Annotated in this window: 20 protein-coding genes and 1 other RNA gene; 5 read left to right on the forward strand and 16 right to left on the reverse strand. The window is 36.8% G+C overall.

Annotated features, from left to right (window positions below):
- Positions 1-47 precede the first annotated feature (47 nt).
- From MHH73_RS13925 to MHH73_RS13945, 5 genes are all read right to left on the reverse strand, one after another.
- The gene (locus MHH73_RS13925; protein ID WP_445662525.1) at positions 48-1,196 is read right to left on the reverse strand and encodes a THUMP domain-containing class I SAM-dependent RNA methyltransferase; all 1,149 of its coding nucleotides are present in this window, start codon (positions 1,194-1,196) and stop codon (positions 48-50) included.
- Between the two features lie 148 nt (positions 1,197-1,344).
- Positions 1,345-1,730, reverse strand: an RNA gene (gene rnpB / locus MHH73_RS13930) — RNase P RNA component class B.
- A 77-nt stretch (positions 1,731-1,807) separates the two neighbouring features.
- Entirely contained in the window at positions 1,808-2,116 is a 309-nt protein-coding gene (gene gpsB, locus MHH73_RS13935) for a cell division regulator GpsB (protein WP_191810963.1), read from the reverse strand.
- Positions 2,117-2,202: 86 nt separating this feature from the next.
- Complete coding sequence (locus MHH73_RS13940; RefSeq protein ID WP_341067563.1) at positions 2,203-2,766, reverse strand: DUF1273 domain-containing protein; 564 nt, start codon at positions 2,764-2,766, stop codon at positions 2,203-2,205.
- 692 nt (positions 2,767-3,458) lie between these two features.
- Entirely contained in the window at positions 3,459-3,710 is a 252-nt protein-coding gene (locus tag MHH73_RS13945) for a CotD family spore coat protein (protein ID WP_341067566.1), read from the reverse strand.
- 434 nt (positions 3,711-4,144) lie between these two features.
- Here MHH73_RS13945 and MHH73_RS13950 point away from each other — a divergent pair, with 434 nt between their 5' ends.
- A complete protein-coding gene (locus tag MHH73_RS13950) occupies positions 4,145-4,558 on the forward strand; it encodes a VOC family protein (protein WP_341067568.1) in 414 nt (137 codons plus the stop codon).
- A gap of 22 nt (positions 4,559-4,580) precedes the next feature.
- Here MHH73_RS13950 and MHH73_RS13955 read toward each other — a convergent pair whose 3' ends face one another.
- Entirely contained in the window at positions 4,581-5,840 is a 1,260-nt protein-coding gene (locus MHH73_RS13955) for a ribonuclease H-like domain-containing protein (protein ID WP_341067571.1), read from the reverse strand.
- Between the two features lie 16 nt (positions 5,841-5,856).
- Positions 5,857-8,121: a DEAD/DEAH box helicase gene (locus MHH73_RS13960; protein ID WP_191810953.1), complete on the reverse strand. Its 2,265-nt coding sequence runs from the start codon at positions 8,119-8,121 to the stop codon at positions 5,857-5,859.
- Between the two features lie 172 nt (positions 8,122-8,293).
- Between MHH73_RS13960 and MHH73_RS13965 the strand changes: the two genes are divergently transcribed.
- Complete coding sequence (locus MHH73_RS13965) at positions 8,294-8,740, forward strand: Hsp20/alpha crystallin family protein (protein WP_341067574.1); 447 nt, start codon at positions 8,294-8,296, stop codon at positions 8,738-8,740.
- Between the two features lie 318 nt (positions 8,741-9,058).
- Here the strand turns inward: MHH73_RS13965 and MHH73_RS13970 are convergent, their stop codons facing one another.
- The 3 genes from MHH73_RS13970 to MHH73_RS13980 all read right to left on the reverse strand — a co-directional run bounded on the left by MHH73_RS13970 (position 9,059) and on the right by MHH73_RS13980 (position 13,173).
- Positions 9,059-11,377: an ABC transporter permease gene (locus tag MHH73_RS13970; RefSeq protein WP_341067577.1), complete on the reverse strand. Its 2,319-nt coding sequence runs from the start codon at positions 11,375-11,377 to the stop codon at positions 9,059-9,061.
- Positions 11,370-12,236, reverse strand: coding sequence for an ABC transporter permease subunit (locus MHH73_RS13975; RefSeq protein ID WP_341067580.1), 867 nt, complete (start codon positions 12,234-12,236; stop codon positions 11,370-11,372). Before MHH73_RS13975 ends, MHH73_RS13970 begins: the two co-directional genes overlap by 8 nt.
- Positions 12,237-12,597: 361 nt before the next feature.
- Complete coding sequence (locus MHH73_RS13980; protein WP_341067583.1) at positions 12,598-13,173, reverse strand: YppG family protein; 576 nt, start codon at positions 13,171-13,173, stop codon at positions 12,598-12,600.
- A gap of 299 nt (positions 13,174-13,472) precedes the next feature.
- Between MHH73_RS13980 and MHH73_RS13985 the strand changes: the two genes are divergently transcribed.
- Positions 13,473-13,685 (forward strand): YppF family protein, encoded by a 213-nt coding sequence (locus tag MHH73_RS13985; protein ID WP_191810945.1) that lies wholly within the window; start codon positions 13,473-13,475, stop codon positions 13,683-13,685.
- A gap of 184 nt (positions 13,686-13,869) precedes the next feature.
- Here the strand turns inward: MHH73_RS13985 and MHH73_RS13990 are convergent, their stop codons facing one another.
- Complete coding sequence (locus MHH73_RS13990) at positions 13,870-14,232, reverse strand: DUF1798 family protein (protein ID WP_341067586.1); 363 nt, start codon at positions 14,230-14,232, stop codon at positions 13,870-13,872.
- A gap of 81 nt (positions 14,233-14,313) precedes the next feature.
- Positions 14,314-14,574 carry a hypothetical protein gene (locus MHH73_RS13995; protein ID WP_341067588.1) on the reverse strand — a complete coding sequence of 87 codons (261 nt, stop codon included), beginning with the start codon at positions 14,572-14,574 and terminating at the stop codon, positions 14,314-14,316.
- 319 nt (positions 14,575-14,893) lie between these two features.
- Between MHH73_RS13995 and recU the strand changes: the two genes are divergently transcribed.
- A complete protein-coding gene (gene recU / locus MHH73_RS14000; RefSeq protein ID WP_341067591.1) occupies positions 14,894-15,514 on the forward strand; it encodes a Holliday junction resolvase RecU in 621 nt (206 codons plus the stop codon).
- Positions 15,515-15,541: 27 nt separating this feature from the next.
- Positions 15,542-18,202 (forward strand): PBP1A family penicillin-binding protein, encoded by a 2,661-nt coding sequence (locus MHH73_RS14005; RefSeq protein WP_341067593.1) that lies wholly within the window; start codon positions 15,542-15,544, stop codon positions 18,200-18,202.
- A 109-nt stretch (positions 18,203-18,311) separates the two neighbouring features.
- On the opposite strand, the gene MHH73_RS14010 is transcribed toward MHH73_RS14005, so the two are convergent.
- The 4 genes from MHH73_RS14010 to asnS all read right to left on the reverse strand — a co-directional run bounded on the left by MHH73_RS14010 (position 18,312) and on the right by asnS (position 21,598).
- Positions 18,312-18,788 (reverse strand): YpoC family protein, encoded by a 477-nt coding sequence (locus MHH73_RS14010; protein WP_341067595.1) that lies wholly within the window; start codon positions 18,786-18,788, stop codon positions 18,312-18,314.
- Positions 18,789-18,790: 2 nt separating this feature from the next.
- The gene (gene nth / locus MHH73_RS14015) at positions 18,791-19,444 is read right to left on the reverse strand and encodes an endonuclease III (protein ID WP_341067597.1); all 654 of its coding nucleotides are present in this window, start codon (positions 19,442-19,444) and stop codon (positions 18,791-18,793) included.
- 18 nt (positions 19,445-19,462) lie between these two features.
- Entirely contained in the window at positions 19,463-20,170 is a 708-nt protein-coding gene (locus tag MHH73_RS14020; RefSeq protein WP_191810932.1) for a DnaD domain-containing protein, read from the reverse strand.
- A gap of 132 nt (positions 20,171-20,302) precedes the next feature.
- Complete coding sequence (gene asnS, locus MHH73_RS14025; RefSeq protein WP_341067599.1) at positions 20,303-21,598, reverse strand: asparagine--tRNA ligase; 1,296 nt, start codon at positions 21,596-21,598, stop codon at positions 20,303-20,305.
- Positions 21,599-21,661 lie beyond the last annotated feature (63 nt).

Genomic DNA, 21,661 nt, shown 5'->3' on the forward strand with positions numbered 1-21,661 from the left:
ACCTGCTTTAAAAGAGAAATACAATCATAAATTTCATGGAGAGTCTATTAGTTTTTGCGTGGAGGACGCTTGCCCCAATATTGATAATAGTCTGTTTTAATAAAACCATTAAAAAGTTTTCTTTTCTTTGTTGCTGGCTTTCCGAACATTTGTTCAAATTCCTCGTCAGAAGTGAGGATATAAATAGACCATGTATCAAATAAAGACAAAGCTTCGCCCATTTCTTTATACATTCTTTGCACTGCTGGTTTATCACCTAACCGTTCACCATATGGCGGATTTCCAACAATGACACCATAATCCTTCGTTGTTGTAAAGTCACGTACTTGCATCTGTTTAAATTGCACAAGATCGCCAAGACCCGCTTCGAAGGCATTTTCTTCAGCAATTTTCACCATGCGATGATCAATATCCGTGCCAGTAATATCTAGTGGTTGATCATAATTAGCAAGATCTTCCGCTTCCATTCGTACCTCATCCCAAACTTTAGTAGGGATAATGCCCCAACCTTCTGAAACAAATTCTCTGTTAAATCCAGGAGCGATATTCTGTCCTATTAAAGCAGCTTCAATAGGAATTGTTCCTGACCCGCAGAAAGGATCTACAAATGGTTTATCTGGATGCCAATTAGTCAGCATGATAAGTGACGCTGCCAAGGTTTCTTTAAGCGGTGCTTCACCTTGTCCAGTTCGATAACCTCTTTTATGCAATCCACTTCCACTCGTGTCAATTGTTATCGTTGCCACATCCTTAAGAAGAGCGACTTCAATCTTGAATAACGGGCCATTCTCATCTAACCAACCATTCGTTTTATAATGGTGCCTCATCCGCTCGACAATTGCTTTTTTTACAATCCCTTGACAATCAGGAACACTAAATAGTTTGGACTTAACCGATTTACCCGAAACAGGAAACTCTGCATTTTCTGGAAGAAAAGCTTCCCATGGTAAGGCTTTTGTTTTCTCAAATAATTCATCAAATGTTTTTGCTTTAAATTCTCCCACTTTGATTTTGATACGATCCGCAGTTCTTAACCACATATTGCTTCGGGCAATCGCATGCGCATCACCTTCAAAAGTGATTTTTCCATTATCAACTTGACATTCATAGCCTAGCGCACGAACTTCCTTGGCTACAAGCGCCTCTAGCCCCATTGCAGAGGTGGCAATCAATTGAAATTTTGACACAACGTTCATCCTTTTATCTCTTATTCGATCTCGCTCAACAGCAAGCTTGCATAACTTTATTTGATTTAATAACTTAACTGAATTCTAATCTTAAATTGAAAGAAAAGCTCTCCTTATATTAGGAGAGCCTATAATTTCTTTTTTTACATTAATTCCGTTCTGTAAGCCATGTTTTGTTCTACGTACTACAAACGGCAATGTATTGCCTCGTACATAGTGGTAATCATCTATCTACAGACGATACGCCTGTCCTTCCCATCAGTTCATTTCCTTTAGGAAAGTGCCCCTACCATAATTTGGGTTTCTCACTCGCGGGGTTTACCTCGTTCCACTCTTCTCATTTCTGAAAAGACTTCGTCACTGTGGCACTTTTAAAGGTATTCATACCATATCTTAAAAGACTTAGGTATTTTCCCTGCCGTCAACTTTTAAAGTTGCCCTAGCTTATGACTTCGCCAGGCACGAACACTACTGGCATCTCAGCCTGTGTGAGCATGGACTTTCCTCTACAATTTCAAAAAATTGCAGCGATTACCCGAACGTTATTAATGATACAACGAATATTATATGTAATATTCTTATGAATAGCAAGGGCTTTTTTGAAAGTCACTAATGTTTAATTAATCGTACAATTTACTTCCAAATACATGCTTCTCTAAATTTGATAACCTTTTTAGAATATCAAAGTTTGTTGTACCTGCTGGTTGCGAAACGGCTTGAGGTCTTTTATTATTAGACTCCTCAAGTTCTTTTCTTAATTTCAAGTTTTCATGCTGTAATTCTTCAATTTCAGCGTGGAAGGTTTCATAATCTTTAATAATTAAATCTAAGTATTTATCTACATCTTCAGGTTTGTAGCCTCTCATGGCCGTTTTAAATTCTTTTTCTAATATATCCTTACTCGTTAATTTAACTTTATCAGATAGCATTATACTCACCTCTAGTATCGCCAATAGTATTCTTTATTTTTTCAAATAACAACACTTTTGTCAATTTAATTTATCGGTTTCACGCGTTAAAATCCATCTTGGGTCATTTGATCTTCTTCTACTATTAATTGTATATCATAAAACGAGATTTGATGTATGGCGTAATTTTCTTTATTTTGATACTTTAGTGCCTCTTCAAATAAATATTTGGGAGACCCTTCTTTTTCCGTATCATAAAAAAGGATAAGACAATCACTCTTTATTAGATGAAAAATGTTTTTCATTCTAAATTGATTAGGGTTTTCATAAGGCTTATGTGAGACTGCATCAACATAATCAGCTCTTGCTACAATTGATTCATACCATTCTTTATTATCCTCTTTCCAATTCCCCTCTATATTTAAAAAAGGCGTGATTACAGCTAACTGTAAGTGTTCATATCCTTCCTCCTGCAATTCGTAAACGACCTCTGCTGCCCATAGCTCCGTTCCAAGCTGCCCACTAATGAGCACCCACTCTAATCCTTCATCAAGTAATATAAGCAATTGTTTTTTAATTGCCCTTTTGATATACGTTACTGCTTGTTCATCTTTTTTAAAAATTCCTAACTCGAAAGGCTTATAACCTGAGACAGTGGTTACTTTTACCAACTTTAACTTCTCCTTACAACTATTTCAAATTCATATTAGCCTAATTTTAACATATTCCCTCATTTAAATCGAAGGATTATAAAGCAAATACAAGGTATCTTTCGTTTCAACATCAGATGACCCGGAAATCTCAGTAACGCGTGATACAACATTCCACTTGATTATATATTGAATCAACATTTCTAACATTTGAGCTTTGTTAAGCTATCTTTATTTCTATTCCCGATTCAATCGTGTATGCTCGAAAAATATTCTCATTTTTCCGATAATTAACAGAGATTCCGAGCTCGATAGGTTAATCCATACATGTTGCGTATTCTTTTCTCACGCTTATTTAGATTGAATTTTTTGAAAAATTTTTAAAAAGAAGCTGGGTCATAACTAAATGAGCTAACCTCAAAAAGAACAATAACAAATTAATCTTAAAACATCATTTGAAAAAAAGTCCGTTCCATTGCGCTCACGTACTCTCGCTTTCCGCGGGGAAGGGCTGAGTCTTCTAAGGCATTGCCTGTGTCTCAGCTTTCCCTCTATTTCCCGCAGGAGCCGAGTGTCTTCCGCTCCATTTCACTATTCTTTTCATATAAGGGTTTAAATCACACAAAAAACCGAATGATTAGACTAGAACTCCTAATCATTCGGATAAATCATTAGCTAGAATACTTATGTCCCAGCCTCTTCGTGCTCCATTTTCAAAATCTCCTAAACCTTCTATTAAAAGGATGAAGTGGGAAAGGGCGATACGGTACTTGCCCATGTATAGCCGGTACTTCTGAAGAAGGATGATCGAAATGTACATGCTGATAATTAATATGTTTCACTGTTGTCGTATGACTGGGATGAAAATGTGGAATAATAACGGTCTCATAAACATGGTTAACATGATGGTTAGTTGGATGAACAATCGGTTGCAAATCATTTGGTTTATGTGGAAATTGGTGCATAAAATCTCTCCTCTCACTAGATAAAAAAACCTTTTTTTCATTCTATGAGAAGTTAGGAAATCTGCCCTGAGAAATCCACCTATAATCGCACCCAAATTATATAAATAGTAAACTATAAAAACTATCCTTCATCGTTGACATAAAAACAGCTGTAATGATAACGACAAAAAAGAAAATATATAAAATAGCTCTGTACATTTAAAAATCATCCTCGCAATTAGCATTCATTTCATACACGGATTATTGTACAAGGAAATATCTGATAAAACAACTAAGAAAGTTGCCCTTTTTAGTGGTTTTTTTTTACAAATAAAAATACGATTAACGCAAACGACGTAAGTCTAAAGTCTTATAGAATTTCAGACATCAAACAGACGGCAAAAACCTTCTCACTTTCTATAATTAAAATGAAGAAAGAAATGGAGGTTTTTCCAATGACAAAGAAGTGGCCAAATGGCGCAGCTGTTGCCCAAGTAAGAGTCGCACGTCCGACTAATCAATTAACAGAAATAAAACGGTTTTATTGCAGAGGTTTAGGGTTACAACAGATAGGATCTTTCCAAGGTCATAGAGGATATCAAGGGATAATGATTGGTTTACCGGACTCTAGTTATCACTTAGAAATCATCCAACACGAATCTGGACAGCCGGTTCCTTCACCTACAAAAGAAGACCTATTCGTTTTTTATATTCCTCAATTATCAGAAATGATGGATATAAAAAATAGATTACATAGCTTGGGGTACCACACGGTTTCACCAGAAAACCCATACTGGGAGGAGAAAGGTTTCACATTTGAAGACCCTGATGGCTGGAGAGTTGTTTTAATGAATACATCAGGGATATAAATAAAGATCTCCACCGGGACAATTACTCCTCCCGGTGGATGCTTTTCTGTAATTTCCTTATTAGTCTTTCACTACGTTTATATAGCTCGTCTTTATGCTTTTTATATTTCTCGTTCGTTTCTATTTGCTTTAAAGCTTTATCTGTATATTGGATCGCTCGCAAGGGATCTGGCATCCGGTGTTCATATATTTTTGCCAATTCAACACATGCACTAAGCCTTTCTTGGTCATCTCCATCAGAAGAAACCATCTGCCATAACTCTGCTGCTTTAGCCCATTGCTTTTCCTTTTTTAATTGCCAAGCTAGCTGATGTTTCGCCTTCATTCCTGCCTCATCATTCATTTGTGCTAATTCTTCATACCCCACTTGCGCTTTTTTGATTTCACCAATAGCGTTAAACCATCTCGCCGTCTCATAGGCTTCTCTTGAGGTTTGCTCTTTATCTAATCCTAGTAATTGGTTAGACAAGTGGATATATAATGTGATCAGTGAGAGAATGTCTGTTTCATTATGTTTCATGATCCCTAACATACCTTCAGGGTTTTTAGTATCTAAATAATCAAAGTAAATCATCGGTGCAAGATAACCTGGGATATCATCTACTCTTTTTACTCCTAATACTTCTCTTTCAACAATAGATAATTTCGTCCGCTCGAGTTTATGTTTCCATAACCTTCTTGAAGCATGATATAAATCAAAATGCCCGAATGGCGGTAGTTTGGGTAAATGTTCACGAATTAATGTATGACGTGTTTGTAATTGCGGCCAATCGAACGCCTTACCGTTATAGGTCACCATTGTTGTATAATCAATCGATTCTAAGAAACTTTTATAGAGAGCGATTTCTCCTCCAGGGTCAGGTAATATATGTTGCTTTAATGTGACTCCTTTTCGATTCAGGCTCGCATAACCTAATAAGAAAATCGTATTACCCACTCCGCCTCCAAGCCCTGTTGTTTCAGTATCAAAAAAGAACAAGTCCTCTGCTTGATGACCTTTCGCTGTTAACGGGTGATACTCGGTCGTTTCGTTCCATTTTTCAATGACATTGTATAATTCTTGAAAGCGGTAATTTCCATGTAAATAATCTAGGGGATAATGAATTTCTCTAATGAGACAAGTACTACCTTCTATATCACGATAAGGAGAAACATCATGTTGTTGCCAAATGTCTTGGTAAGGGAAGACGGGTAGACATTCCTCCTGCTCTATTTTTACTTTTTTCTCGGTAGTATGAGACATATGTGATTGTAAACGATTCAATTTATTTTTTAATGACACACTACTCACCTACTCCTTATAGCCATGTTTGAAATAACTTTAAAACATCTCCTTTACCCGTCTCAGAAGAAAGATCTGTGCCAATACACGAAGGACAGCCGGCCTCACAAGGACATCTCTCAATCATTGAGATGGCTTCTCTTATTAGTTGATCAATTTGATCGTATACTTTCTCACTTAATCCTACACCACCGGGATATTTATCGTAGAAAAATAATGTTGGTTTTTCATTATGAATCGCTTTTACTTGTGGGACGACATGAACATCCGTCTGATCACACATGACGAATAATGGAACAATTGCTTTTAGGGCATGAGCGGCACCTATTAATCCTTGCTCCAGTCGTTCTTTTCCAAACATCAACCCTTCTGCAAAAAATGTCACCCACGTAGCACTTGTGTGCAATTCTTCTTCGGGTAATGAGATTGGTCCAGAGCCGATGTTATCATGGGTATCAAATTTAATTTTTTTAAATATCGTTGCCATGGCCGTTACACTCACATCACCATAGCCAATCTGCTCGTTGCCAATTCGCTTTGTTTTATCTTCCTCTAATACTTTTAATTCGACGGCTAAGTTGGCATCTGTATAATAATCGACGGCTACTTCTCGTACAAAAGCCTTTTTCTCTTCCCAATCTAAATACTCAACTTGAAATTGTGTACCTTGGTGGAGATAGATGGCTTCATCATGTAACAATGTCATCGCAGAAAAACGATCCATCTCACCAATCACCTTGACATTCGCCACATCTGATTGATCGATAATGACAACATTCTCTTGCGATGCAGACCGCAAACTAACATTATGCGCTGGGAATGAATCATTCATCCAATAATACTTTTGCTGATTTTCATGCAGCACCTGTTCTTCAGTTAAATAGTCTAATACTTCCTCGGTTTCAAAGCGACCAAATGACTCTCCTTTCTTAAAAGGTAATTCATAGGCAGCACATTTAATATGATCGATGAGAATGATTAAGTTATCCGGATTGATTCTTGCTGTTTCTGGATTTCGTTTAAAGAAATAATCAGGATGATCAATGATATATTGATCTAATGGGTTTGAGCTAGCAACCATAATGACGAGTGATTCACTATGTCTACGCCCAGCTCTACCAGCTTGCTGCCAAGAACTAGAAATTGTCCCTGGGTAACCAGTCATAATACAAACTTGCAGCTGACCAATATCGACACCAAGTTCGAGTGCGTTTGTACTAACCACTCCATAAATTTCTCCATGACGTAGACCCTTTTCGATTGATCTTCTTTCAGAAGGAAGATAACCCCCACGATAACCTCTGATTGCTTTCGGACCAATTTTATGTTTGACTAGCTCTTGTAAATACTTGAGTAATACTTCCACTCTTACACGACTTTTAGCAAAAATAATCGTTTGCACTTTGTTCATTAGCATTTCACTCGCTAGCCTTCTAACCTCGAGTGTCGCACTTCTTCTTATATTTAATGGTTTATTTACAATCGGTGGATTATAAAATACAAAATGTTTGCGTCCGCTCGGCGCACCATTATTGTCAATTAATTTCATCTTCGCTTCTGTTAGCTCCTCTGCAAGTTCAAGGGGGTTGGCAATGGTCGCAGATGTGCATATAAAAACGGGTTTACTTCCATAAAACTCACAGATTCTTATTAATCTCCGTAGAACATTGGCTACATGAGAACCAAATACACCGCGATAAATATGTAATTCATCAATGATAATAAAACGAAGATTTTCAAATAATGATACCCATTTCGTATGATGTGGGAGAATAGCTGAATGAAGCATGTCCGGATTAGTCATAACAATATGGCCCGCTCTTCTCACTTTTTGTCTAATATTTGAAGGTGTGTCACCATCGTATGTATAGCTATTAACGGAAAGAGATGACTCTTCAATCAATTCATTGATTTCCATTTTCTGATCCTGAGCAAGTGCTTTTGTAGGAAATAAATAGAGTGCCCTTGCTTGTGGATCATTAATAATCGTTTGTAATACTGGCAAATTGTAACATAACGTCTTTCCCGACGCTGTCGGTGTAACGGCAACAATGGACTGCTGAGCCATAACGGCATCGTAACTTGAGCGCTGGTGAGTATACAGACGGGAGATTCCCCTTTTTTCTAAGGCGCTCATTAAATGAGGATCTAATCCAATCGGCATATCCGCCACTTGCGCTTCCTTCTCTTCCAATGTATGCCAATACGTTATTTGTTCTCCAAATTTATCGGATTGCTTAAGCTCTTTAATCAGTTCTTGTAAATTCTTTTTCACCTTCACGTTCTTCACCTCATCCTTTTATTTTAGCGAATAAACGTTCGCTGAAAAAGGGTTTTTTCTATTTATTTAGTAGAATATTATTCCATCTCTCCTATTAGAGTTTTCAAATCACCCAAACTTTATCGAGTGCATAGAATAAAGGAAATGTTTGATTTATTTGGGAGGGAGTTACATGAGTGAAAAAAGAAAGGAGCCGTTCGGGGATTTAATGAAATCCATGAATCAATTTTTTCATGAAAAACCTGTAAAAAACTTCATGCAGACAATGGACGACTTTTTTAAAAATCCGTTTCCTTTCGCTACTTCTTTTCATATAGAAGTAAATGAAAACGCTGATGATTATATTATAAAAGCGGAACTGCCAGGCATAAACCGTGAGCAAATTGAATTGAATGCCATTAATAATTATATTAAAATTACGATCCACCGCCTCGATATTGAAACGAGTGAGGATGACTTACAGCAAGTATATCAAAAAAAACAAGCATTCCAACAATCAACAAGGACGATCCCCTTACCTTTTATTATCGATGAAAGCACCATTCAAGCTTCTCACGCCAATGGCTTACTTATCGTAAAAGTGCCTAAACCAAAAGGTAAAAGGATCAACTTAAAATAATATAATGACCGTAAAGAGGCTGGGACATAACTTAATGAGCTAACCTCAAAAAAGAACAATAACAAATTAATCTTAAAATATCATTTGCAAAAAAGTCCGTTCCATTGCGCTACAGTCACTTGCTTTCGCTGGGAGGGGATGAGTCTCCTAAGGCATTGCCTGTGGGGTCTCAGCTTTCCCTCTATTTCCCGCAGGATTCGAGTATCTTCCGCTCCATTTCACTATTCTTTTCATAATAAGGGTTCAAATCACACAAAAAACCGAATGATTAGACGCTAGAACTCCTAATCATTCCGGATAAACCATTAGCTAGCATACTTATGTCCCAACCTCTTCTGTATTTAACCACCGACTAAACGCCCCTGAAGGTACACTGAAGTAGTCTCGTGTAAACTGAAGGAAAATTTCAGTATCTACTTCTCTTCCGGCAAACTGTTCATAAAAGGAAGATAAATATTTTTCACCGACTTCTTCGGGACTCATCCCTCTATAACCGTAATGTTCTTCGATTAATTCGATTATTTTCCATGCAGGTTGTGCATTTAATACAGCTTCATGTTTAACCTCGATGATATTGGTATTGGATACTTGGCTTCCATTCACATGCTCTTCTAACGCCCCTAATTCTTCTTGTAAGTAAGCCAAAGCCTGTTGCTTACTTTCCTCACCTTGATCGACGCTATATTGATAAGCAGCTAAATGAGATAGACCCGATCCAATCCAGCTATCATTTTTAGGGTCCTGACTGATAGCCGATGCATAATAAAGAGCAGCCACCTCTTTAGCTATCATATATGAATCCTGCGCTTCTTCTACATTCAATATGACCATCCCAGGCAAACTCTCTGTTTCCAAGTTATCACTTATGAAAATATCTACTTGCTTAAATGGTAGAGGTGCTATCGCTTCTTCAAAATAATCAATCACCGTTATGATCTCTTCTTCAGCTGATTCCTCCAGTGATGGAGACTGTTGCAAAAAGCGAACCTGGGTATCCTTCTGTGTAACCCTTTCGTTTTGATCCCAATTATCAGACACAATAGAAAAGGAGAAATTCTTCACATCATCAATGGAGACCATCTCCTTGTCATTCTCAATAGCAGAAGATATAAATGTATATCCTGGTTGAAGATCATAGCTTACCTTAAATGAAGATAATAATGCATGATGATGTTGAACATATGGATTATCTTTTGTCGCTTCTGACCATTTTCCGTTTTTAAATGGTGCTAATGCAAAATACCAGTCTTGGAAAATATCAGCATCTTCTATTCCTGTCATTCTATAGTTAAATTGCACATCAAATTGATTCTCGCCTTGCCATTTTTCCGGTAACGAAATGTAATAAACGCCATCCTTTATTTCGTAAGGTAGATTTTCCTTGTTAACAGTGATTTCATTACGTTCTATTTGGGCTATATCTCTCGGTGCAAAAAAAAGTAGCTCTTCCCATTTATCTTCTGATTGGTTCTTAACTGTCACTTCTTCTTTCACTGTAAATTCTTTATCACTTACCATCGAAAGCGCTAAGGAATAGCCCCCTTCATTTTCATTTGTTACACCAATTTTCGAATCACTATATTGATGAACAAGTATACCCCCAATAACAAATAATAAGAAAAGGATAGCGAAACCCACTTTATGTAAACTAAAGTTTAAAAATCGCTTTTCACCTAATCTTTTTCGGCTTGGTTTCCCTTTTGGTTTAATTCCTGTTTTAATCCAAGGCATTCTAGCATAATCTGATTGGAATTTATTTTTTAGCCCTGCGGTTAACAAACTAAAGGATATCGTAGTGATTAACAAAATGATAAGTGGCACCATTAAAATATATTGATTGCCCATCAAATTATCTCTCGCTTGCCCAACAAGACCTGATAATTCTTTTGTAACCGATAAGTAGATAACAGGATCATTTCTAACAATTGTTCCGCCGATAAAAATATTTAATAAAGCTAACTGACCCATGATTGTAATCACATAAACAATTTCCATTGTGAACATCACAAGTAACGATTCTTTTAATTGTGGAAATACGTTACGCCATAATAGCCTCCACCTCTTTGCCCCAAGAGTAATGGATGCCAAAACAAAATCTCTTTTATAAATTTCAGCTGTTTTTTGCCTAACAGAAGATACAATACTTGGAATGCCAACAAGTGAGGCAATAACGATGAAATACGCTATAAGAATAGGCGTTTCCAATACAGATCCAAAATTAATAGGCAATAAGCAGAAATATAAAATTAAAAATGCAGGTACATAACTCCAAGCACCTTCAAAAGCGATAATGAAAGAAGGCGTTTTTTTCCATGTACCAATAAACATACCTAGTACTGTACCGACTATCATTTTTATTGCAGCAACCGCAATAGCGATCCACACCGTATATCGCAAACCATATAGTATCATTGACAATAAATCGTATCCCCACAGATCTGTTCCTAAAGGGTATGCCATTGATTCAAAAGGTTGTAATGGTGGTGAAATGACATCGCCATCCATATACTTCACCTCTAATGCCATAAAGATGGAGTGGGGTGCTATTTTCGGACCAAATATCGTAAAAAATAATACAATCGATACACTAATTATCCCTAAATACAATGCGTAATTTCGATTATATAACTTATTCATAAATAAACCCTCGTTTAAATAAATAAAGTAAAAGTCTCATAGCGGCAAAGACAAGAAGCGAAATGAATAGCATGCCAAATAGGCCAATAGCAATAGGCTGCGGATCACCAGAACTTTGAAAAACAAACTTTGTTAGACCTGACACGTTGAGCAAATATTCCACAATAAATAAATTACCGATGGCAAGGGATAATACTTTCACCAAGTCAGCTACAAGAAACGGCTCAATATTTTTAAACACATGCTGAAAATTAATACGATCAATTTTCAAGCCTTTAGCTACAGCTGTACGAATATAATCTTCTCCAGCTATTAAAAAGTACCTCTCAGAAATCAATTTAAATAGATAAATAGAAGGGGCAATCGCAACGAGAACCATCGGGAACCAAATATTCAATGCACCCCCATTCGGTAAAAAGGAGACGACTCTAATGCCTGTCCATTTATAAATATTCACCGCCAAGAGTAGAGCAAAAATAATAAAAATAAAATCAGGAATGGTCGAGATGATATTCATAATGAGACGAAAAATTTTTGTTAAGTAGAATCGACTTAAGAAAATACCGAATAATAAACTGAAAAGAATGGAAATAAATACGCCTACAAAAACAATATAAAAGGAAGTGAAAAAATTATCGCCAACCTCTGAAGCAATCGACCTTTGCTCCATTCCTACATAAAATGTACCTAGGCTGCCAGTGCTTAATTCTTTAAAGAAATTTCCTACTATTGAAGGAAATTGGGAAAAATTCAAACTAACCGTACCATTTGTAGGATCAACTAAAACGATTGATGGTAATGTTGCAAGAAATAAAATAAGAAAGATGACGATAATCATTTGCTGGATATAACGAACCATTTCTTTCCCCCTTCTGCTTCTTTCGTCATGCTAACTATTTTTCATCTTTCCAACATCATTGTCAATATTTTTTTACAATTCTCCTATTTCCGAATACAAGACGTGTCATCTAAATTGATATTTATTAAATTCCCTTTCATAACGAAAGAAAAACAGCAGCCAAACTTCCGTGCACTCACTCTTTTTTATGATGGCATTTTCGGAACAAGCCATCATAAAAAGCCATGTGCTCTTTTGCCGTCACATGGCCAAAGTAAGTATATGTCTGCATTAATCCAATTAATAGTTACTACCTTAAAGCCTATTGCCGATTTACTTATCCATCAATGAACCTTATGATCATCCTATTAGACTATCAACCCTACACCTTAAAGAAACCACCGACCCCTTTTACCATTGAGGAAACTTGGTTTACAGCATTCATCATTTGCCCCGCTGTATCCATCATTTTATTAAAATCTAGTGAACCATCTTGGGACTTAAAGCTATTCATAATCGATTGAACATTACTTGGTTGTTTCGCAACAAAAGATTGTTTTGGATACGGGTTCATGGAGTTATATTGGTTTGGCATGTTAAAAGATTTATTTACCGGCTGCTCATTTGGTTCGAGTGGATTGTGAAAGTAATTTGGACTCTCCTGTAAAGGGTAGTTTGGTTGGTGATTATTTACCTCTGGTTGCAGCGGATACATATGACCATATGGAAGGGTCTGATACGGATAATTCGTTGGATAAGCATAATTTAGTTGAGATTGATTCCATAATGGCTGTTGTTGTCCATTCATTATCGGGTGTGGAACGGACTGCATTACTGGCATTTGTCTTATTTCAGCAGGGTAGGACATATTAGATTGGTAAGGTGCATAATATGGATTAAAGCTCCATGCAACAGGCATATTTCGTTTACTTCTCTCATTTCTTTTACGGCCAAACATGGGCAAACATCCTCCTTATTCATCATCATTATACTGTATGATGAATAGGCGAATTAGGTGATTATCCTTAATGATATTTGCATTTATAAAAGACAAATCCTTATTTCGCGATCTGTCATTAATTGTTGAACTTTGTCGGAAGTTTAAATTTTTGAAAAATAAGCAATCTATTTATTTCGTGTTACTATATATTTAAAGATTTGTTTTTTCCTACATTTCTTTAAAACTTCATATTTCATCGCATGATTGGATGAGTATCCTTTTAAGATTATTTCATTATTTGGGGGAGGAAGATTCAAATGAATGTTCACGAGCTAAAGCAGAAGTTTCAACAAGTGAAGGAAGTTAAGCCAGATCACGCGAACCAACTACTAGATTTCTCTAAACGAGCTTATATCCACAATGAAATTTCCATTTTGGATTATCGAAATCTAGTTCGTGAATTAGAATCATTAGGTGCTGTCATTCCTGAAAGTTTTTTTAAAGACGGATCCCTAATTACTATGAAATAGGAAAAAACATTCATAACTCAGAAGGAAAAAAGGAGTCACTTTTATAGTGGCTCCTTTTTTCCTTCTATTATTTATACTGAAGCTTACTCTCCCTTTTCCAATCATTCGGTGTAAGAAAAAGTGGCGAAATGATCGTACGTTGAAATGAAGTTAGGACCTTTAAATTATTCGTCCTGAGTCTTGATCACACTTCACTTTCTTCTACGATTCTTAACAACGTCTCAACAACAAATTTTGCAGACTGCAATTGATTGGTAAATCTCGATTTACTTGTTTCAGGGTAAAAAGCTTGAATCGAGCATGTTTCAATTTGGTCATAAGCAGAATTGATTTGCATCGGCCATAACTTCTTCGTTGCTTTTGTCTGTAAAAATAGAAGTGCTTCTTCCTGCCATACATCTAACTCTTTTTTCACCTTATCGGCATAAGGCTTAACTTCGTCGAAAAAATCCGCTTTCTTATTTTCTTTTCTACCATCTATATAGCGCTTCTCAATCCATTCCAAATGCATTAAGATTTCCTTTGAGTGTTTGGCTAGCTTGTTCATCATGTTCATCTCCAGTCATTCTGTAAAAATCATAGATGAGCTAACCTTATTGTAGCTTACGACTATACTACTCGTAAATGATTAGCGATAACCAAGTTTGTATTTCACAAAATGTGAATCCGTCGTATCTTGTTGGTGAAGCTCGTCCATCGGAAAACTTTCTAATTCCACTAACTTTTCATGACACGCTTCTACTTTTTCGATTTGTTCTTTTTGTTGATTGAACTTTAATTGTTGTAGATTCTTTTGCACAGCTGTCTCTAAAGCCTCCAATTGATTATAAATATCCTCTAGCATGAGTAATAATTCCTGTTTTTCAGTCACATTAGGTTTCATTGACAAGTCATGCCTCCTTTAAGGTCGCGTCTTTGATATAATGTACATTCGCTTTCCTATTTTTATCTCCTTTGCGATTGACAAAACTAGAACTGATTCGGCAAAGAAAGAAGGATTTTTTATATAATGACCTTCTTTCGACAGCATATGAAAAAACGTTTGAAAATATGTCTAAACGGCAACACTGAAAAGAAAATGAAACATTTTCACCTTCTTTTACGTCAAATATTACAAAACAAGTACACCTTGTTATATTAGTGCTTTTTGACCACCCGATTACATCTTGCTTCTGGTATGATAAGGTATAGTTTGTGAGGTGAAGTCTATGGCATTTCATTACCCGAACGGGAGAAAATACGTACCTGCAGAAAAAAGCACAATAGAAAAAAGAAAACGAAAGAATCCGTCATATGGTAAAAGAGGTATGACATTGGAGGACGATATTAACGATAGCAACCAATATTACTTAGATAGAGGGATCGCAGTCATACACAAGAAGCCAACACCAGTACAAATTGTTCAAGTGGATTATCCTGCAAGAAGTGCAGCTGTTATTAAAGAAGCATACTTTAAACAGGCATCTACAACTGACTATAATGGCATTTACAAAGGTAAGTATATTGATTTCGAAGCAAAGGAAACTAAAAATACCACCTCATTCCCTTTTAATAACTTCCATTCTCATCAAATTGAACATATGAGGAACATCATAAAACAAAGGGGCATTTGCTTTGTCATTTTACGCTTTTCTACCACTGACGAGTTATTTTTACTAGAAGCAAAGGAACTACTCGCTTTTTGGGAGCGGATGGAAAATGGCGGAAGGAAATCGATCACAAAGGATGAAGTGATAGAAAAAGGCCATCGCATAATACTTGGCTTTCAACCGAGAATTGATTATATTAAGATATTAGATAACATTTATCAGCTTGATAGCTCAACATAAGGTTTGAGATAGAAAGGAAGGACTTATATGTCAGAACAGTATAAATCTAGGGAGGAGCGCCGAAAACAACAACAGCAATCACCTAAACCGAAGAAGAAAAAATCAGGAAAATCGCTATTTAAGAAGATTTTCCTCACATTAATTGCACTCGGTATTGTTGGAATGATTGCAGGCGCAGCTACATTTGCCTTTATGGTTAAGGATGCTCCCGAGTTAGATCCGGCACTATTAAAGGACCCTATTCCATCGGTTCTTCTCGATATAAATGGTGAGAAAATCACGGAAGTCGGTGCTGGAAATTTAGATTATGTTGAATATGAAGATATACCCGACCTTGTTGAAAATGCTTTTCTGGCAACAGAAGATGTTCGCTTTTATGAACATAACGGCATGGATTTAATTCGATTAGGTGGAGCAGTTATCGCCAACGTAACAAAAGGTTTTGGTTCTGAGGGCGCTAGTACGATTACACAACAGGTCGTAAAGAACTCATTCTTAAATAATGAAAAGACAATTAGCCGGAAAGCACAAGAGGCATGGCTTTCATTCCAATTGGAACGAAAATATACAAAGCAAGAAATCTTTGAAATGTATGTGAATAAAATTTACATGTCAGAAAATAGTCACGGTGTGTTAACAGCATCACGTTTATATTTTGGTAAAGATTTGGATGATCTGGAGTTACATGAAGCCGCATTACTTGCAGGAATGCCGCAAAGTCCAAACAACTATAATCCGTTTACACATCCAGAAAATGCCGAAAAACGACGTAACATTGTCTTATCTTTAATGAACCAACACGGATTCATTTCCGAAGAGCAAAAGACTGAAGCACAATCCATTCCTATCACTGAAGGGTTAGTTCCTGAAGGTGAAAGAGAAATAGAAGATGATACACCATATGATTCATTTGTCGATGTTGTCATTGATGAAGTAACTGAAAAATATCCTGACCTCGATATCTTTTCCGATGGTTTAACAATTCATACAACAGCAGACAAAGATATCCAAAAATATGTTGCAAATATCTTAAATAGCGAAGATGTCATACAATATCCAGATGAAGAATTCCAAGCGGGGATTACTTTATTAGATTCAAGTAATGGTGAAGTTCGGGCGATTGGCGGCGGACGTAATCAAGAAGTAAAACGTGGTTTCAACTTTGCTACAGACCAAAAACGTCAAGCAGGTTCAACATTTAAACCGATCGCCGGATATGCACCTGCCATTGAATTTAATCAATGGGGCACTTATCACACACTTGTTGATGAGCCATATAAATACAGTGAGGGAACCGAAGTAAATAACTGGGATAATTCATTTAAAGGGACAATGACGATGCGCCAAGCATTGGCAGAGTCAAGGAATATTCCTGCTGTTAAAGCCATTCAAGAAGTAGGTACTGAGCAATCAAAGGAATTTGCTAATCGATTAGGCTTTAACTTTAAAGACGACTATTATGAGTCCTCTGTACTTGGTACAAATGCCGTTTCTCCAATGGAAATGGCCGGTGCTTATAGCGCATTTGCCAATGAAGGTTTCTATACAGAGCCTCATACTGTCAAAGCCATTGAAATGCGTGATGGTACGAAGATTGACACTACACCTGAAAGTGAAGCGGTGATGAATGATTACACTGCCTTTATGATTTCAGATATGCTGAAGACGGCTATTTCAAGTGGTACCGGTACAACTGCTAATATCCCGGGTTTACCAGTTGCCGGAAAAACAGGAACAACGAATTATGATGCTGCAGATAAAGAAAAATTTGATATCCCTAACGGTGCTACACCAGATGCCTGGTTTGCAGGTTATACAACGAATTATACAGCCGCCATTTGGACCGGATATGAAAATAGAAAGAATTACCTAGCATCAAACGGTTACGACCAGAAGATTGCCCAAATGCTCTTTAAAAACATTATGCAATATGCTTCAGAAGGGAAAGAAACAGCTGATTTCAAAATGCCTAACTCTGTTGAAAAAGTGGCGATTGAAAAAGGTAGTAATCCTGCAAAACTAGCAAGTAAATATACGCCAAGTGATCAAATTATTACAGAGTACGCTGTCAAAGGAAACGCACCAAAAACAGTCTCTGAAAAGTTCGATAAACTTGAAGCACCGAATGGTTTAAATGCCAAATACAATAAAGAAGCCAATACGATTGAAGTCGTATGGAATCATAAAGACAAAGACAATAGTCAATTTGTAGTGACAGGCGCTATTAATGATGGCAGTGCCCAAGAGTTCACGACAACATCTGAAACATCACTTACGATTGAAAATCCTGAACCTGATAGCACGTATACCTTCACCGTAAAAGCGGTTCAAGGTGATAAGGAAAGTGATGGAGCCCAAACATCTGTTAACATACCAGCCAATGAAGAAGAGCCAGAAGAAGTCGAACCTCCTGAAGAGGAAACGCCTGGTGAGGGACAACAACCACCTGGAGAAGAAGAAGGTGGCAATGACGACGAGAATGGTAATGGCGAAGGTAATAATGGTGGCGAAAACAACAATGGCAACGGGAATGGTAATGGGAATGGCAATGGAAATAACGAAGGTGAAGGCAATGGTAACAATAATGGTAATGATGGAGGTAATGAAGACGGTAGCGGAGAGGACAATCCACCTCCAAATGAAGAAGAACCACCGCCATCACCACCAGATGATGACAATGAAGAATAATAAGTTAAAAAGGCAGAGAAGAGCTCCTTCTCTGCCTTTTGTATGTCTCTATACGTATATATTCCCCTATTACATGATGTAAATGATCAGTACAAAAAAACACTCTTTTCTATTTTGAGTGTTTTTTCTTTATCTTTTTTTTAGCATATAATTTATTTACTTCTATCATCAACTCGGTTAATTGAGAAAAAGCTAAATGAAGTGAAGGCTGCTGCATAATAAATTGTAATCGATCGCTGAAGTTGAATGGAACTATTGGCAAACGTATACCGATTTGTTGATCACAAAAGGACACCGGTTTTTCATTTAACCAATACACATATTGTACTAAAATCGCGACGCCTACAACCATGAGCTGCCCCGCTTCCTTCTTATTTCTTTGTTGATGGGCATATTTGATGCTATCCGATAACTCTTGCCATTCTCGATTAATCGTTTCGCTTACCCGTTCTAAATCCTGCCAAGGTTCAAAAGAAGCGAATCCTCTGTAATATTGTTGTTCATAATAAAACGGTACAAACTCCCTATCTGACTTCTGTATATCGTTGAAAAAAGGGTGCTGTAGCTCTTTAGGAATCTCATTCATATTTACGCACCTAAACGCTTCATTCTCTTTTTACCTTCTCTACAAACATCGAGAACGGGACATTCCTGACATTTTGGATTTTGCGCTTTGCAATGGTAGCGTCCAAAAAATATTAAGCGATGATGGGTCACTGACCACTCTTCTTCTGGTATTTTCTTCATAAGCGCTTTTTCTACCTCAAGAACTGAATCCTTCCACCTACAAAAACCAAGACGTTTACTTACCCTTTCCACATGTGTATCAACAGCTATTGCAGGGACATTAAAGGCCACTGATACAACCACATTCGCTGTCTTCCTACCGACTCCTGGTAACTTTGTTAATTCATCCCGATCAGCAGGAACTATACCATCATAGTCATCAATTAACATGCGACATAGTTTTTGAATGTTTTTTGCCTTATTTCTATATAAACCAATTGAGCGGATATCCTGTTGTAATTCTTCAATTGATACATTTAAATAATCCTCTGGTGTTTTGTACTTTAAAAAGAGTTTGCTTGTCACTTTATTCACTAATACATCGGTACACTGCGCTGATAATGCCACTGCAATGACAAGTTCAAAAGGATTTTTATGAACGAGCTCGCAGTGAGCATCTGGAAACATTTCTCCCATTTTATCTAAACAGTATCTAATATCCTTCTTATTTAACATATATCATCACCATTCAAACTATTGTTCTAACCAATTATAAAAAGGTAGCGATTCATTTCTCTTGTCACTATTCTCTACACTTTTCATTCTCTTCCCTTGGTTTTGTCTAAATTTCTTCCCTTGATTTGTTGCTTGCTCTACCGTTTTTATCCCATTCTTTTTCCACTCAAACAAGATGCGATCAATATAGCGAAAATTTAATTTACCAGATATCACTGCTTCTTTTAAGGCAGCTTTGATGATTTTCGCCTCATGATGGTCATCATCTAACCAAAGTGCTAGCGTTTCGCATTCAAAAGGAGATAACGGCCTGCCAAATTCACTTTCAAATACTGAATACAAATCAATTTCATCTTGTTGATTTTCTTTTGCTTCATTTCTTTTATCTGCAATCATAAAAGCATCCGCTAATTTTTCCCAAAATTGATCTAAACAGTATCTTTCAAAGCGAATACCTTCTTCACTATAACCTTCATTTATCGTGATTAACCCTTTTTGTATTAAACGGCGAAGCATCCCTGCACATTCCTCGGCCGAATAGTTCATTACTTCTGCAAGCTCAAAAGGAGTCGGGAAGTCATTTCCCTTTTCACTAATTGAAATCAAATGGAGAATAAGGACCACTTCTTCTTCTTTTAAATTCATTGCTTTGTATTGCGTTAATAAAGCTCCAGGAATCGTAATGTCCTTTTCCTGTAACCATTTTAATAATATCTTCTTTGGCATCATACACACCTCCATACAAGTATATCATGAACCCTTTTAAGAAAAGTATAGAAATGTATTCAAATTAAAAGGTGTAAAAAAGTGAAAAAAGAGCCACAAAATGACTCTTTTTCGTTTAATATTGTTAAAAGCTTACGGGTATAAGCGGTTTAAAAGTCTTGGGAATGGAATCGATTCTCTCACATGCTCCACGCCACTAATCCAAGCAACTGTTCTCTCTAGACCTAAACCAAACCCAGAATGAGGAACTGACCCGTATTGTCTTAATTCTAAGTACCATTTGTATGCATCCATATCTAATTCATGTTCTGCCAATCTTTGTTTCAAGAGCTCATAATCATGGATACGCTCTGACCCGCCTATAATTTCACCATATCCTTCTGGAGCTATTAAATCCGCACAGAGGACAACATCTTCTCTTTCAGCATCTGGCTGCATGTAGAAAGGTTTGATTTTTGTTGGGTAATGTGTAATAAATACGGGTTTATCATAGCTTTCGGCAATCGCTGTTTCATGTGGCGCGCCAAAGTCTTCTCCCCATGTGATATCATCAAACCCTTTTTCTTGTAAAAACGTAATGGCATCATCATAGGAAATTCTCGGGAATGGTGCTTGAATTTTTTCTAACTTAGACACATCGCGGTCTAATGTCTTCAATTCAACTTGGCAGTTTTTAACAACAGCTTGGACAATATAGGAAACATATTCTTCTTGTACTTTCAAATTGTCTTCAAACTCATAAAAAGCCATTTCCGGTTCAATCATCCAAAATTCAATAAGATGACGTCTCGTTTTTGATTTCTCAGCTCGGAATGTTGGTCCAAATGAGAAAACTTTCCCTAAAGCCATTGCTGCGGCTTCCATATACAATTGACCACTTTGAGATAGGTATGCATCTTCATCAAAATACTTAGTAGCAAATAACTCTGATGTCCCTTCAGGTGCACTACCTGTTAGGATTGGTGGATCCACCTTTGAGAAACCATTTTCATTAAAGAATTCATATGTAGCACGAATGATTTCATTTCGAATTTTCATTACAGCATGCTGTTTTCGTGAACGTAACCATAGGTGACGGTGATCCATCAAAAACTCTGTCCCATGGTTTTTCGGTGTAATTGGATAGTCGGTTGATTCATGAATCACTTCTACATCCGTAACGAGTAATTCATAACCTAAAGGTGAACGATCATCTTTTTGCACTTTCCCTACTACAAACACACTAGATTCTTGTGTAACCGATTTTGCCACTTTAAATATTTCTTCAGACACATCAGCCTTTACGACCACACCTTGGATAAAACCAGAGCCATCACGTAGCTGTAGAAAGGCAATTTTCCCACTGGAGCGTTTATTAGCAATCCATGCACCAATTTTTACTTCTTGATCAACATATTTATATGTTTCAGCAATTGTCGTTTTATTCAATTTAATACCCCTTCCAAAAACATTTACCAATTAAGTTCAAGTCGCCTTTATTATACCCTTCTC

It is taken from the genome of Cytobacillus sp. FSL K6-0265 (assembly GCF_038003465.1).
GTDB classification, from domain to species: Bacteria; Bacillota; Bacilli; order Bacillales; family Cytobacillaceae; genus Cytobacillus; species Cytobacillus stercorigallinarum.

Coding starts and splice junctions, on each gene's coding strand:
- MHH73_RS13925 (WP_445662525.1), bottom strand. CDS start 1,196: ATGAACGTTGTGTCAAAATTTCAATTGATTGCCACCTCTGCAATGGGG.
- gpsB (WP_191810963.1), bottom strand. CDS start 2,116: ATGCTATCTGATAAAGTTAAATTAACGAGTAAGGATATATTAGAAAAA.
- MHH73_RS13970 (WP_341067577.1), bottom strand. CDS start 11,377: ATGAATAAGTTATATAATCGAAATTACGCATTGTATTTAGGGATAATT.
- MHH73_RS13990 (WP_341067586.1), bottom strand. CDS start 14,232: ATGAACAAGCTAGCCAAACACTCAAAGGAAATCTTAATGCATTTGGAA.
- MHH73_RS14010 (WP_341067595.1), bottom strand. CDS start 18,788: ATGAATGAGATTCCTAAAGAGCTACAGCACCCTTTTTTCAACGATATA.
- MHH73_RS13965 (WP_341067574.1), top strand. CDS start 8,294: ATGAGTGAAAAAAGAAAGGAGCCGTTCGGGGATTTAATGAAATCCATG.
- MHH73_RS13980 (WP_341067583.1), bottom strand. CDS start 13,173: ATGTTTGGCCGTAAAAGAAATGAGAGAAGTAAACGAAATATGCCTGTT.
- MHH73_RS14020 (WP_191810932.1), bottom strand. CDS start 20,170: ATGCCAAAGAAGATATTATTAAAATGGTTACAGGAAAAGGACATTACG.
- MHH73_RS14005 (WP_341067593.1), top strand. CDS start 15,542: ATGTCAGAACAGTATAAATCTAGGGAGGAGCGCCGAAAACAACAACAG.
- nth (WP_341067597.1), bottom strand. CDS start 19,444: ATGTTAAATAAGAAGGATATTAGATACTGTTTAGATAAAATGGGAGAA.
- MHH73_RS13985 (WP_191810945.1), top strand. CDS start 13,473: ATGAATGTTCACGAGCTAAAGCAGAAGTTTCAACAAGTGAAGGAAGTT.
- recU (WP_341067591.1), top strand. CDS start 14,894: ATGGCATTTCATTACCCGAACGGGAGAAAATACGTACCTGCAGAAAAA.
- MHH73_RS13945 (WP_341067566.1), bottom strand. CDS start 3,710: ATGCACCAATTTCCACATAAACCAAATGATTTGCAACCGATTGTTCAT.
- MHH73_RS13975 (WP_341067580.1), bottom strand. CDS start 12,236: ATGGTTCGTTATATCCAGCAAATGATTATCGTCATCTTTCTTATTTTA.
- MHH73_RS13950 (WP_341067568.1), top strand. CDS start 4,145: ATGACAAAGAAGTGGCCAAATGGCGCAGCTGTTGCCCAAGTAAGAGTC.